At 71.4% G+C, this 13,530-nt stretch carries 14 protein-coding genes; 5 read left to right on the forward strand and 9 right to left on the reverse strand.

From position 1 onward, the window contains the following. The first annotated feature begins 196 nt into the window (after positions 1-196). Positions 197-523, forward strand: a complete 327-nt coding sequence (locus QM611_RS01470; RefSeq protein WP_415078131.1) for a hypothetical protein — start codon at positions 197-199, stop codon at positions 521-523. A 9-nt stretch (positions 524-532) separates the two neighbouring features. Beyond that, positions 533-703, forward strand: coding sequence for a DUF5302 domain-containing protein (locus tag QM611_RS01475; RefSeq protein WP_415078132.1), 171 nt, complete (start codon positions 533-535; stop codon positions 701-703). A gap of 170 nt (positions 704-873) precedes the next feature. On the opposite strand, the gene QM611_RS01480 is transcribed toward QM611_RS01475, so the two are convergent. The 5 genes from QM611_RS01480 to efeU form a co-directional block, all read right to left on the reverse strand. Further along, positions 874-1,518: a CE1759 family FMN reductase gene (locus QM611_RS01480; protein ID WP_415078133.1), complete on the reverse strand. Its 645-nt coding sequence runs from the start codon at positions 1,516-1,518 to the stop codon at positions 874-876. Beyond that, positions 1,515-2,690 carry an LLM class flavin-dependent oxidoreductase gene (locus QM611_RS01485; protein WP_415078143.1) on the reverse strand — a complete coding sequence of 392 codons (1,176 nt, stop codon included), beginning with the start codon at positions 2,688-2,690 and terminating at the stop codon, positions 1,515-1,517. Before QM611_RS01485 ends, QM611_RS01480 begins: the two co-directional genes overlap by 4 nt. Positions 2,691-2,836: 146 nt before the next feature. After that, positions 2,837-4,111 (reverse strand): iron uptake transporter deferrochelatase/peroxidase subunit, encoded by a 1,275-nt coding sequence (gene efeB / locus QM611_RS01490; protein ID WP_415078134.1) that lies wholly within the window; start codon positions 4,109-4,111, stop codon positions 2,837-2,839. A 2-nt stretch (positions 4,112-4,113) separates the two neighbouring features. After that, positions 4,114-5,343, reverse strand: a complete 1,230-nt coding sequence (gene efeO / locus QM611_RS01495) for an iron uptake system protein EfeO (protein ID WP_415078135.1) — start codon at positions 5,341-5,343, stop codon at positions 4,114-4,116. Continuing rightward, positions 5,340-6,287 carry an iron uptake transporter permease EfeU gene (efeU, locus tag QM611_RS01500; protein ID WP_415078136.1) on the reverse strand — a complete coding sequence of 316 codons (948 nt, stop codon included), beginning with the start codon at positions 6,285-6,287 and terminating at the stop codon, positions 5,340-5,342. The genes efeO and efeU overlap by 4 nt, the downstream gene beginning before the upstream one ends. A 158-nt stretch (positions 6,288-6,445) precedes the next feature. On the opposite strand from efeU, the gene QM611_RS01505 reads away from it, so the two are divergent. Further along, positions 6,446-7,480, forward strand: a complete 1,035-nt coding sequence (locus QM611_RS01505; RefSeq protein WP_415078137.1) for an isopenicillin N synthase family dioxygenase — start codon at positions 6,446-6,448, stop codon at positions 7,478-7,480. Positions 7,481-7,495: 15 nt separating this feature from the next. Here QM611_RS01505 and QM611_RS01510 read toward each other — a convergent pair whose 3' ends face one another. Both QM611_RS01510 and rpsO read right to left on the reverse strand, forming a co-directional pair. Further along, positions 7,496-8,632, reverse strand: coding sequence for an AMP-binding protein (locus QM611_RS01510; RefSeq protein ID WP_415078138.1), 1,137 nt, complete (start codon positions 8,630-8,632; stop codon positions 7,496-7,498). A 120-nt stretch (positions 8,633-8,752) separates the two neighbouring features. Next, entirely contained in the window at positions 8,753-9,022 is a 270-nt protein-coding gene (gene rpsO / locus QM611_RS01515; protein WP_029145701.1) for a 30S ribosomal protein S15, read from the reverse strand. 165 nt (positions 9,023-9,187) lie between these two features. Here rpsO and QM611_RS01520 point away from each other — a divergent pair, with 165 nt between their 5' ends. Both QM611_RS01520 and QM611_RS01525 read left to right on the forward strand, forming a co-directional pair. Further along, a complete protein-coding gene (locus tag QM611_RS01520; RefSeq protein ID WP_415078139.1) occupies positions 9,188-10,495 on the forward strand; it encodes an MFS transporter in 1,308 nt (435 codons plus the stop codon). Between the two features lie 102 nt (positions 10,496-10,597). Continuing rightward, entirely contained in the window at positions 10,598-11,536 is a 939-nt protein-coding gene (locus tag QM611_RS01525; protein ID WP_415078144.1) for a DMT family transporter, read from the forward strand. On the opposite strand, the gene QM611_RS01530 is transcribed toward QM611_RS01525, so the two are convergent. Together QM611_RS01530 and QM611_RS01535 are read right to left on the reverse strand one after the other, a co-directional pair. After that, on the reverse strand, positions 11,511-11,876 hold the full coding sequence (locus tag QM611_RS01530; protein ID WP_415078140.1) for an FKBP-type peptidyl-prolyl cis-trans isomerase: 366 nt from the start codon (positions 11,874-11,876) through the stop codon (positions 11,511-11,513). The genes QM611_RS01525 and QM611_RS01530 overlap by 26 nt on opposite strands. 156 nt (positions 11,877-12,032) lie before the next feature. Further along, entirely contained in the window at positions 12,033-13,202 is a 1,170-nt protein-coding gene (locus QM611_RS01535) for a PrsW family intramembrane metalloprotease (protein ID WP_415078141.1), read from the reverse strand. Positions 13,203-13,530 lie beyond the last annotated feature (328 nt).

Raw genomic sequence — 13,530 nt, forward strand, 5'->3', positions numbered from 1 at the left:
CGCGCGAGTCCATGCGAAGGAGCAGGAACAGGCAGATCTCGACGCGCGGGAGAAACCCGCGATGCCGCCTGCGCTGGCCACCGGTAGAAGGCCACCCGGCGCGACGCGCGACGAGGAGCCCACCACTGGAGACCAGCTAGCTGCCAGCCCGCTCCGTGAGCAGTCGCCCACCAGGGCAACCTCATAGATCCTACCAGTGGCCGCTGAAAACCTTCTGTCTGCTCGCACGGCGCGTGTATCACAACGCGGCGGCGGACGCTGGTGCTCGGCCGAGCCCACCGAGGACACGGATGTTGCCCACGGCGTCTGGCCGGTCGTGCGCAGGATCTTCGCCGACCGCGACGTTCGCGGGCCGCTGCTGCTTGCCGCCGTCGGCGCGGTGGCGATCGGGTCGCTCGTCGCGGGCATCGCCGTCGAACTGCTGGGGCCGGTGGTTGCGGCCGTCGTGGTGGGTGGGTCTGGCATCCTGCTCTCCGCTCTGACAATGCGCCACGGCCTCGCCCGGACTCCGCTCGCCGAATAGGCTGAGCACATGAGCGCCGAGGACAAGCCGACCGACGAGCTGAAGCGGAAGTTCCGGGAGGCGCTGGACAAGAAGAACGCCCGGCGCCGTGAGGGCGAAGCGCACCTTGACGGTGAGTCAGCCATCCACCGCACGCACGACGCCATGACCAAGCGCGAGTTCCGTCGCAAGAGCGGCTGACCGCTGGGTCGGCTGCGCGCCCGCGCTCCCGCTGTTGCCGAAATCTCCTGATCTCGCGCACTCAGGACGATCCGGCGCGAAACGTCCTGACCACGCGAAATCTCCTGATCTGGAGAAACGTGTGATCACACCGCATCCCCTGATCTGGCGAAACGTGGGTGCCGCCGGGCTCAGGGGCCGGGGTTGAGGAAGCGCTCGTCGAACGAGAGCCCGCCGCCCAGGTACGTCTCCGGGTCGTAGGGATCGGTGGATGCCGCGGGCCCGCGCCGCGCCATCGCGTCGGCGAGCTCGCGCGCGCCCTTCTCGACGCGCGCCGAAAGCGGCGCCGCCTCGTCGGCCGCGCCGCCCCAGTCGCCCGACGCGGCGAACACGCCCGTGGAGACCGGGTCGGCGTGCAGGGAGGCGAACAGCGGGCGGATGGCGTAGTCGATCGCGAGCGAGTGGCGCGCGGTGCCGCCGTTCGCTCCGAGCAGCACCGGGCGGCCAGCAAGCGAGTCGGGGGCGAGGATGTCGATGAACGACTTGAACAGGCCGGAGTAGCTGGTCGAGAAGACGGGCGTGACGGCGATGACCGCGTCGGCCGAGACGACCGCGTTCACCATCGACTCGAGAGCGGGCGGCGCGAACCCGGTCAGCAGGTTGTCCACGATGGCGTGCGCGTGGTCGCGCAATTCGAACGCATCGACCTCGGCCACGATCGCGCGCTCCGCGAGCTGCGTCACAGTCGCCGCGGCGAGTCGGTCGGCGAGCATGCGCGTCGACGACGGCGTGGACAGCCCCGCCGACACCACGGCGATGCGGCGGTGCGCGGTCATCGGTCTCCCCCCACGGGCGCCGAGTCGTGGTACGGCAGCCCCACCGTCAGATTGTCGCCGCGGTTGGCGTTGGGGCGCGGCTGGCGCGCCGCCTGCGCGCCGTACCTCGCCGCGACGAGGCTCGCGTGCGTCGGCGCGTCCGGCACGTCCGCCGGTCGGCCCCGCGAGAGCTCGCGGCGCAGGACGGGCACGACCTCGCCGCCGAGGAGGTCGAGCTGTTCGAGCACCGTCTTCAGCGGCAGCCCGGCGTGGTCGATGAGGAACAGCTGGCGCTGGTAGTCGCCGAACGTGTCACGCATCGCGGCGTAGCGGTCGATGACCTGCTGGGGCGATCCGACGGTGAGCGGCGTCATCTCGGTGAAGTCCTCGAGCGACGGGCCGTGCCCGTACACCGGCGCGTTGTCGAAGAAGGGTCGGAACTCGCGCACGGCGTCCTGCGAGCTGGCCCGCATGAACACCTGGCCGCCGAGGCCGACGATCGCCTGCTCCGGCGTGCCGTGGCCGTAGTGGGCGAAGCGCTGTCGGTACAACGCCACGAGCCGCTGGTAGTGCTCCTTCGGCCAGAAGATGTTGTTCGCGAAGTAACCGTCGCCGTAGTACGCGGCCTGCTCGGCGATCTCGGGGGTGCGGATCGACCCGTGCCACACGAATGGCGGCACGTCGTCGAGCGGCCGCGGCGTCGACGTGAAACCCTGCAGCGGCGTGCGGAACGCGCCCTCCCAGTTCACGACGTCCTCGCGCCAGAGCCGGTGCAGCAGCGCGTAGTTCTCGATCGCCAGCGGCAGGCCCTGGCGGATGTCTTGGCCGAACCACGGGTAGACGGGGCCGGTGTTGCCCCGGCCCAGCATGAGGTCGGCGCGGCCGCCGGCCACGTGCTGGAGCAGCGCGTAGTCCTCGGCCAGCTTGACGGGGTCGTTGGTGGTGATGAGGGTCGTCGCGGTCGAGACGATGATCCGCTCGGTCTGCGCGGCGACGGCGGCCAGGAATGTCGTCGGCGACGACGACCAGAACGGCGGGTTGTGGTGCTCGCCGATCGCGAACACGTCGAGCCCGACCTCTTCGGCGTGCCGCGCGATCGTGGCGGTCGCCCTGATGCGCTCCGCCTCGCTGGGCGTGTCGCCCGTCACGGGGTCCTGTGTGATGTCGCTCACCGAGAAGATGCCGAACTGCATCCCCGGCCACGTCGCGGCGCCTGCCACCGTCACTCCCTGCTCTCGGATGCCCGCGGCATCCATTCGTATGCGTATGAATACGTCAACGCGAGCATCGTCACGTTATTCCCGGGCCGCGCGCTTCGAGCCCGGTTCAACGCTACCCGTCAGGCGAACAGCCCGGCCCCGACGTACGAGCCGTCGGCGGCGCCGGGCGGAACGGCGAACACGCCGGATCCGACGTGGCGGATGTACTCGCTGAGCAGGTCGGTCGACAGCGATCGCTGCAGCCGCACGAACTGCTCGGGCGAACGCTGGAACGACAGGAAGAACAGGCCCGCGTCGAGGCGGCCGAGCTCGCTGGTGCCGTTGACGTAGTTGTAGCCGCGGCGGAGGATGCGCACGCCGCCGTTGACGGTGGGATGCGCGAGCCGCACGTGCGCTGCCTCGTCGATCAGCGGCTCTCCCGACTCGTCGCGCTTGTCGAGGTCGAGGGCCGTGAACTCCTCGCCGCCCGACAACGGGGCGCCCTCCGCCTTGTCGCGTCCGATGATGCGCCCCTGCTCGGCGAGCTGCTGGCGGTCCCACTGCTCGATGATCATCGCGATCTTGCGCGCGACAAGGTACGAGCCGCCCGCGAGCCAGGCCGCGCCGTCGCCTTCGGCCACCCACACGTGCTCGCGCAGCGCGTCCTCGTCGTCGGCGAGGATGTTCGCGGTGCCGTCCTTGAACCCGAACAGGTTGCGCGGCGTGACCTGGTCGCTCGTGGTCTTCGAGGTGCGCCCGAAGCCCAGCTGCGACCAGCGGATCTTGGCCCGCCCGAACGCGATGCGGCTGAGGTTGCGCACCGCGTGCACGGCGACCTGGGGGTCGTCGGCGCAGGCCTGGATGCACAAGTCGCCGCCGGTCTCCATCGGGTCGAGGCCGTCGCCCACGAACCGCGGCAGGTCGACGAGAGCCGCCGGGCGCTGCGCCGCGATGCCGAACCGGTCCGCGCCGTCCTTCTCGAACAGCGTGGGGCCGAGCCCGAACGTGACCGTGAGGCTGCTGGCGGGAAGGCCCAGCGCCTCGCCGGTGTCGTCGGGCGGCGCCTGCGGCGAGCCGCCGACGGCACCGGAGGCACTGACATCCAGCCCCTGCGTCATCCGCGCCGCGGCGTAGGACCAGTCCTGCAGCAGCGAGACGAGGTCCTCGCGCGTCGCATCGTCGGCCATGTCGTACGACGCGAAGTGGAGGTGGTCCTGCACGGGCGTCGTGATGCCCGACTGCCGGTCGCCGAAGAACGGGTGGACCGCGCCGTCCTCGGTGGCGGTCGCCGACGCGGACGCCACCGAGGCGCCCACCGCCGCGCCGCCCACACCGCCCACGACGAGGCCACCGGCGCCGGCCCCCAGGAGCCCGAGCAGCCCGCGGCGGCTCAGGCCCTGGGAACCGTCGGTCATCACTACTCCAGAATGGTGGTCGTCAGCTTCGACAGCGGCTCGGCGAGCGCGTTGATCAGGTCCGTGAGGTCGCGGCGATCCTGGTCGGTGATCTCCGAGTAGTTCACGAAGCCCTCTTCCAGACTGCCGTATGTGGCCAGCTTCTCCTCGATGTCGGCGTACCCCTTGTCGATCTCGGCCACGAGCGCGGTGCCGTCGTCGCCCTTCGCCTCGGCGAAGTCGCGCACGAGCGAGAAGGCCATCTTCGACCCCTCGACGTTGGCGGCGAAGTCCCACATGTCGGTGCCCGACCACCAGTCCTCCTCGCCGGTGATCTTGCCGGTGGCGACCTCGTCGAGCAGGCCGATCGCGCCGTTGGAGAGCCCGGCGACGCCCTGCTCGTTCAGCGCGGTCGTGAACTCCTCGCTGTGGACGTAGTCGTTCAGCTCAGTCACATTGGCGACGAGGTCGTCAGCGAACTCCTGGCGCTGCTCGGTGGTCGACGGCTCCCAGTCCTGCCAGGCCGGGGTCGTACCATCCGCGTTCAGGGCGTCCTTGGCGGGCACCCACAGGTCTTTCTCGATGCGGTGGAAGCCGGTCCACGGGATGCCGTCGGCGACGGCGTCGACCTCGCGGAAGTCGATCTTCGGGTCGAGGTCGCCGAGCGACTCGGCGATCGGCTCGATGCGCTCGTAGTACGCGCGCACGTTCGGGAACTGCTCCTTCGCAGCCTCGTCGTCGCCAGACGCGTACGCCTCGGCGAAGGTCTGCACGCCCGGCAGCAGGTTCTCCACCTGGTCCTTGACGAACGCGGCGTACAGGTCGACGGCCTGCTGCATCTGCTCGGCGTCCGCCCCGGTGACGGCGACCTTCTCCCCGGTGACCGAGAACCCGGCCCGGCCGACTCCCTCGCCGATCATGCCCGGCTTGCAGAGCGTGAAGTAGTCGCCGGGCTGGGCCAGGACCGTCAGCGTGCGCGACGCGCCCGGCGCGATGTTCTCGACCTCGCCCACAATGCGCAGGCCGTCGCTGGCGAGCAGGTAGAACTCGGTGACCTGCGACCCCGAGTTGGTCACATCGAACGCGAGCGTGCCGCTGGCGGCGGTGGCCGCCGACACGTCGCACGCGCTGTCGGTGGAGGTGACGGCGAGGGCGTCGTCGGTGCTGGTCGGCGTGTTGGCGACGCAGCCCGCGAGGGCGAACGCCGTCACGGCGGTGGCGGCGAGGGCGCCGGTGGTGCGGAAACGGGTCATAGTGCTCCTTGCGGTGTGGGCCCGGTGGCAGGCTGTGCGGATTCGTGGGACGAGGGAGGGGTGGATGCGGCGGCCCGCTGGCGGCGCACGCCGCGGAAGTAGAGGCCGCCGACGACGGCGAGGTACACGGCCCACGCGACGACCTGCAGCCACGTCATCTGCGGCATGAGGCCGATCGTGGCCTGCAGGAGGGCGTGCAGCGGGCCGCCGGGGACGATGACGGCGGACACGTCGAAAGCCCAGCCGAACGGGAACCCGGCCCAGCCGGTCGCCACGACCCCCGCCGCGTCGATCGGCGCGAGGGCGCCGAACGGGCCGGGGAGGGCGCCGGCCTCCTGCAGGTCGTGGATCGAGTAGGCGAGCACTCCGGCGGCGACGACCACGAGGAAGCCCCCGGTCCACGTGAAGAACGTGCTGAGGTTCAGCCGCACCATGCCGCGCGAGATCAGCCAGCCCAGCAGCACGGCGGCGGCGAGCCCGAGCAGCGCGCCGCCCAGCGCCAGCGGCGCGTCGCCGAACGAGCGCACCATCGACCACAGCAGCAGCGTCGTCTCGATGCCCTCGCGGGCAACGGAGACGAACCCGATGACAACGATCCCCCACAGCCTGCCCTGGTGCAGGGTGCGGTCGAGCTCGCCCTCGAGACTGCGCTTCATGCCGCGCGAGGTGCGCTGCATCCAAAAGACCATCCACGTCACCATCGCGACGGCGAGCAGCGACAGCAGACCGCCGATCAGCTCTTGCGCCTCGAAGGTGAGCGTGTAGGCGCCGAACGTCATGATCGCGCCGATTCCGAGCGCGAGCACGATCGCCCCGAACACGCCCGCCCACAGCCGCGGGAGCACGTCGCGACGGCCCACGCGCGCGAGATACGCGGTCAGGATGCCGACGACCAGCGCCGCCTCGAGGCCTTCGCGCAGGCCGATCAGGAAAGTTGCGAACACGGTGGAGTCTCGGTTCTGACGATGGGAGTATTCGGGTTCTCCCTGCACCGTTGCAGTCCTGGCACTTCAGGTAAGGCGAACCTCAGTAAGCCTAGCCTCACGAGTAACGGTCCGCAATAAACGTGCGCGAGCCGCCGCATCCCTCTACCGTCGTACCCATGTCCGCACACGATCCCGCCATGTTGAACCTGCCCGTGCTCGACCTCTCCCTCCTCGACGAGGGCCCCGAGGCGGCCGGTCGGTTCTGTGGCGAGTTGCGCGCGGCCACGCACGACGTCGGCTTCTTCTACCTCACCGGCACGGGGGTCACGCCCGAGCTGGAGGCGCGGCTGCACCGCGTCGCGCGGGAGTTCTTCGCGCTGCCCGAGGCCGATAAGCTCGCGATCGAGAATGTGAAGAGTCCGCACTTCCGCGGCTACACGCGCATCGGCGGCGAGCGCACGCAAGGCAAGGTCGACTGGCGCGAGCAGATCGACATCGGCCCGGAGGAGGCCGCGGTCACCGACCCGGACGCCGCCGACTACTTCCGGCTCATCGGCCCCAACCAGTGGCCCGACGCGCTGCCCGAACTGCGCGAGACCGTCACCGAGTGGCAGGAACACCTCTCCGGCGTGGCGCGAAAGCTGCTGCGCGCGTGGGCGCTCGCGCTCGGCGCCCCGGAGGCCTACTTCGACGAGCACTTCGGCGAGCCGTCCTCGCTGCTGAAGATCGTCCGCTACCCCGGCAAAGAGGACCCGACGCCCGCGCAGGGCGTCGGCATCCACAAAGACCCCGGCGTGCTGACGCTGCTGTGGGTGGAGCCGGGCAAGGGCGGCCTCCAGGTCGAGCGCGACGGCCGCTGGGTCGACGCCCCCCCGGTGCCCGGCGCGTTCGTCGTGAACATCGGCGAGCTGCTGGAGTACGCCACACAGGGCTATCTGACGGCAACCAACCACCGAGTCGTGTCGCCGACGTACCCGGACGACCGCATTTCGGTGCCGTTCTTCTTCAACCCGGCCCTGGACGCGCGGCTGCCGATCATCGAGCTGCCCGCCGAGCTCGCCGCCCACGCGCACGGCATCACCCAGGATCCGGCCAATCCGATCCACGCGGTGTACGGCGAGAACGTGCTGAAGTCTCGGCTGCGCGCGCACCCCGACGTCGCCGCGATCTGGCACGCCGACCTCGTCGCCGAGCGCGCCGCCGCCGTGTGACGCCGGGCGGCCCGCTCAGGTCTCCGCCGTGCCGGCAACGAGATCGGCGAGCGCACGCCGGTCGGGCTTGCCGGTTGCCAGGAGGGGCAGCTCGGGCATGGCGAAGATTGCCGCGGGGCGGGCTGCGGCGCCAAGCGCGTCTCCCACGCGCGCGCGCACTTCGCTGAGGAGAAGGGATGCGGCATCCGCCCCCGCCACGACGACCACGGGCTCCTCTCCCCATCGCGCCGACGGCGCGCGCACGACGACGGCGTCGGCAAAGCCGGGCAGGGAGCGGACGACCGCCTCGACGCGGTCGAGCGAGACGTTGACGCCACCGGAGACGAGCACGTTGTCGGCCCGCCCGAGCACACGCAGGCGACCGTCAGGGTCGAGCTCGGCGCGGTCGTCGGTGCGGTACCAACGCACCCCGTCGTCGAGGCGGAACGCGGCGGCAGTGGCCGTCGGATCGCCCAGGTACCCGTCGGCGAGAGTCGATCCGCTGACCTCGAGCACGCCGTCGACGACGCGCAGCCGCGTGTCGCCGATCGGATAGCCGTCGTACACGCACCCGGTCGCCGTCTCCGACGAGCCGTACGTGCGGACGATGCGCCATCCCAGCTCCCGCGCCCGATCGGCGAGGGGCTGCGGCAGGAACTGGCCGCCGACGAGGATGGCGTCGAAGCTCGCCGCGGCCGCGCGCACGCCGGGCTCGGCCTCGACGAGGCGCGCGAGTTGCGCGGGCACGAGGGCGGTGTACCGGCGCGCGTTGCCGAGCGATTCCGCCGCGGCGGCGAACACCGCCGGATCGAACCGGCCGAGCGGGCCTTCGACCGGTTCGGTCCCGGCCAGGACCGACCGGACGAGCACTTGCGCGCCGGCGACGTACGCGGGCGGCAGGCACAGCATCCACTGGCCCGCACCTCCGAGCGCGGCCTCGGTCGCCGCGGCGCTCGCGCGCAGCGCGGCCTCGCTCAGCGCGACGCGCTTGGGGCGAGCGGTGGAGCCGGACGTCTGCACGACCAGGGCGACGCCGGCATCCACGGTGGGGGGCGCGTCGGGGGCGTCGGCGGGAAACACCGCCGGCCCGTCGCCGTCGAGCCGGTCGCGCAGGGCCGCGTGCACGGCCCGCCAAGCAGACGGGTCGATCGTCAGCAACCGTCGGTCGGGCACGACCCGAGCCTACGCGTCACGCTTCTCCGCTGAGACTCCACCTGACCGCCGAGACCGCGGTTGCCGCCCATGGTCTCGGCGACCCTATGGAGTCTCAGCGTTCGCGGCGGCGGGGCTGGGTCAGCGCCGCAGGCCCAGGCGCTCGATCAGCGAGCGGTAGCGCTCGATGTCGATGTCCTGGAGGTAGCCGAGCAGACGACGGCGCTGGCCGACGAGCAGGAACAGCCCACGACGCGAGTGGTGGTCGTGCTTGTGCTCCTTGAGATGCTCGGTCAGGTCCTTGATGCGCTGCGTCAGCATTGCGACCTGCACCTCGGGGGAACCCGTGTCACCGGGGTGCGTCGCGTACTCTTCAATGATCGCCTTCTTGACGTCTGCATCCAGTGCCACTGGTGTCCTCTTTCCTGCTTGTTGCGCGGTGCCCGACGCCTTCTGCGCGAGCTCTCTTCATCCGCGGCCGTTCGACGGCAACCTCACGAGTCTACCAGTCCCGCAGACCGTGGCGGGATGCCGGTAGCCTCGACGGGTGCACCCCACGGACCGAGCCGACGGATGATGCCACGCCTGAGGCGCGACCACTTCATCGACCTGCGGCCGTTCCGGGCCAGCCCGGCGTGGGCGCGGCTGTGGACCGGCTCCACCGTTTCCGGCCTCGGCGGCCAGCTCACGATCGTCGCGGTCATGCTGCACGTGTACGACCTCACGCACGACACGTTCGCGGTCTCGATGATCGCCGTGGCAGGACTTGCGCCGATGATCATCGCGGGCCTGTACGGCGGGATGCTGGCCGACGCGTTCGACCGTCGCATCGTCGCGCTGCTGGCGGCATCCATCACCTTCGCATCCACCCTGCTGCTGGCCGTCCTCGCGTGGGCGCACCTGGAGACGGTGTGGTGGCTGTACGCGCTGAGCGTGGTGAACTCGGCGGCCAACTCCATCGTGCTCGCAGCCAAGATGTCGATCACGCCGCGGCTGCTCCCGCGCGAGCTGCTGCCGGCCGCCGCGGCGCTGAACGGAGCCACGGTGGGCATCATGGTGATGGCCGGGCCCGCCCTGGCGGGCGTGCTCGTGGCGGTCGCCGGCTACGCGTGGACCTACTCCATCGACGTGCTGCTGATGACCACGCTGTTCCTCGGCCTGTGGACGCTGCCGAGCATCACGCCCGAGGGCGAGCTCGTGCGCCCCGGGCTGGAGTCGCTGCGCGACGGCATCCGCTTCCTGCGGCAGGCTCCGAACATCCGCCTGCAGTACCTCCTCGACATCATCGCGATGACCTTCGGCCACCCGCTCGCCCTGTTCCCCGCGATCGGCGCCGTGCTCCTGGGCGGCGGGGCCATCACCACCGGCGTGCTCACCGCGGCGATCGCGGCCGGAGCGCTGCTGTGCAGCCTGTTCTCCGGGCCGATCGGGCGCGTGCGCCGGCACGGGGTGGGGATCGAGCGGTCGATCCAGGTGTTCGGGGTCGCGACGCTGCTGTTCGGCGTGGTGCTCGTGGCAGCACAGCTCGGCTGGCTCGCGCCCGGGCGGGTGGACGCCGACCACCCGAATCTCGTCCTCATCGGGCTCGCGGCGATCACGCTGGCCGTGGCCGGCGCGGCCGACAACGTGAGCGCGATCTACCGCACCACGATGATGCAGGCGGCCGTTCCCGATGCGGTGCGCGGACGGCTGCAGGGGATCTTCATCGTCGTCGTGGCCGGCGGTCCGCGCGTCGGCGCGCTGTACGCCGGCACGCTGGCGACGCTCACCACGCTCTGGTTCCCGCCGCTGCTGGGCGGCGTCGTCGTCGTGGCGCTGGTGGCGATGCTCGTGCGGCTCAATCCGCGCTTCCGCGACTACGACGCGGAGCATCCCGAGCCGTAGCCGTCCTGCCGCCTGTCGGCGGATATCGGACGTCGGGCGCCAGATCCGGCGGCCGCCTCGGGCGCCGAGGATACAGTCGACTGCGTGCCCCGAGCCCGACCGATGTCCGCGCCCTCCGACGTGGCCGCGTCGTCGCCGGCGTCTGTCGCTGCGCAGTTCGTTCTCGCGGGCATCGTGTGGGGGTCGAGCTTCCTGTTCATGAAGGTCTCGCTGGGCGGCCTCTCCCCCGCCCAGGTGGCGTGGACGCGCATCGTCCTCGGCGCGCTCACCCTCGGCGCGCTCGTGCTGATCCGGCGCGAGCGCCTGTCGCGGAGCCTGCGCGTGTGGGGGCATTTGGCCGTGCTGGGCACGACCTTCTGCGTCATCCCGTTCCTGCTCTTCGCGTGGGCGCAGCAGCACGTCAGCTCGGGAGTCGCGAGCATCTTCAACGCGACAACGCCCATCATGACGGCGATCATGGCGTCGCTCGTGTTCCGCGTCGAGCAGCTGAAGGCGGTCCAAGTCGCCGGCGTCCTTGTCGGCATCGCCGGAGTCGTCGTGATCATCGCGCCGTGGCGAGGTCTCGACGCCGGCGACAGCCTCGTCGCGCAACTGGCGCTTCTCGGCGCGACGGCGAGCTACGGCGTGAGCCTGTCGTACATGCGCCGGTTCGCGTCGAGCACCGGGATGACGGCGGTCGCCTTCACGTTCGGATACGTCGGGATGGCGGGGGTCATCATGGCCGTGCTGACACCCGTGCTCGTGCTCGAGCCGGTGCGGCTCGATGCGCCGATCGTGGCGAGCCTGGTCGCGGTCGGCTGCCTCGGCACCGGCATCGCCTACGTCTGGAACCAGAACACCGTGCGCGCGTGGGGGCCGACGCGGGCATCGACGGTCACCTACATCACCCCCGTGGTGGGCGTGGTGCTGGGCGTCGTTGTGCTCGGGGAGTCCGTGGCCTGGAACGAGCCGGTCGGCGCGCTCGTGGTCTTCCTCGGAATCCTGCTCGCACAGGACCGGCTGCGGGCCGGGGCAGTCAGCCGACGGCGAGCAAGTCGATGACGAAGACGAGCGTCTTGCCGCCCAGGAAGTGGCCGCCCGCCGGGCCGTAGGCCAAGTGCGGCGGGATGACGAGCTCGCGACGGCCGCCGACCTTCATGCCCGGGATGCCGTCCTGCCAGCCCTGGATGAGGCCGCGCAGCGGGAACTGGATCGACTCCCCGCGGCTCCACGACGAGTCGAACTCCTCGCCGGAGTCGTAATCGACGCCGAGGTAGTGGACCGTGACGTTGTCGCCGGGTGCTGCCTCGGCGCCGTCGCCGACGATGACGTCGCGGATGACGAGGTCTGCGGGCGCCGGGCCCTCGGGGGCGTCGATCTCGGGCTTGGTGCGGTCAGTCATCCCTCCATCCAACCCGACGCCCGCCGCGGGGTCAAAGCCGGCGAAACCGCCTCTTGACGCCCCGCGAAGGCTTTGGCACTCTAGGACTCAGACCAACTCAGCGCTCGGGAGACACGCCGGCATCGCCGCGGCACCGGGCGCTGAGTCTTGCGGCGGCTACGGGGCAAACAGCGCGGCGCGCGCCGCGGCGGCGCGCTCCAGGTGCACGCGCTCGACGCGCGCCGCGTCCGGATCACGCCCGGTGAGGGCCCGCTGCCGTGTCATGGCGAGCTCGGTCGCATCCCGGATGAATCCCTCCATCAGCGCCGTCCGATCCCCGCGCAGCGATCGTGCCCACGCGAGGCCGGCCCTCCGCCCCGCGCGCGTCGCGAGCATGTCAACCTCTTGAGGGGTGAACCAGCCCTCGACCGCATACTCGCCGAGCCGGGCGCGCGTGAGGCGCTCCTCCTCGCGGCGCAGCGCGAGCACGCCCAGGATGAAGCCCGCGAACAACGGCACCTGCAGGGTCGCGTAGAGCCCGAAGAAGTCGCCGACGGTGGCCGAGCCGTTCCACAGCGCGTGCAGCCCGATCGCGCCGACGAGCCCGAGAGCCCACGGCCCGAGCGCCGCCCGGGGCGTCGCGCCGCGGCGAGCCGCGAGTCCGAGCGCGAAGCCGGTCACGCTGGTGAACATCACGTGCGCGAAGGGAGAGAGGATGCCGCGGACGAAGAACGTCATCGAGGTCTGCTCGACCCCGCCCTCGATGAACGAGACGGCGAAGTACTGGATGTTCTCGGTGAACGCGAAGCCGGCCCCGACGAGCGCGCCGTACACGACGCCGTCGATCGGGCCGTCGAAGGATCGGCGCGCGAAGGCGAAGACGAGCAGGATGCCGAGACCCTTCGCGACCTCCTCGACGACCGGCGCCTGCACCACGCCCGAGAAGAAGTCCTGCGCGGCCGACGGCTCGGGCCGCAGCACGACGGTCAGGGCGAGGTCGACGAGCAGCGCGATCGCGACGGCGGCGACCGCGCCCCACGCGAGCGCGAGCACGACGAGGCTGCGCGGCTCGGGCTCCCACCGGTCGACGAGGCGCACCGCGAACAGCACGCCGGCCAGCGGGAGCAGGGCGAGCACCATGCCGACGAGGGATGCCGACGGCCCGATGAAGGTGAGGAAGTAGCCGACGAGGCCGACCAGGAGCACGATGAGCAGCCCGACGACCCAGATCGCCCAGACGTGGCCCCGGCGCGGCTCGACCGGCAGCGGGGCGGGGCTCGCGGCGGGCGGCGGGATCAGCGCGGGCGCGCCGTGCGGCGGCTGCGACAGCGGCGACGGAAAGCTCATGCGGAAAGCCTAGGGCGCGCGGCGTGGCCCTGCCGGTTCGCCTCGCGCGGCAGAAACCCGCGTTCGCGCGCGCGAGCCGCAGGCGCGACTGCGGATTCCGATAGCGCGACGCGAAACGCGCGGCGGGCGCGCGGCAGGTAGCGTGGGAGCATGCGCTTCGCCCACGTGAGCCCCGCAGGCGATGCCCCCCGGCTGGCGGTGGTCGACGGCGAGGATGCGATCTTCGTCACAGACCTCGTTCCCGACGGCGCGCGCACCCTCGAAGAGCTCATCGCCGGCGGCGACGCCGCGCTGGACGAGCTGCGCGCGGCCGTCGCCGCCGGCCGCG

The sequence above is a fragment of the Microbacterium sp. genome, from assembly GCF_047606685.1.
Taxonomy (GTDB): Bacteria; Actinomycetota; Actinomycetes; order Actinomycetales; family Microbacteriaceae; genus Microbacterium.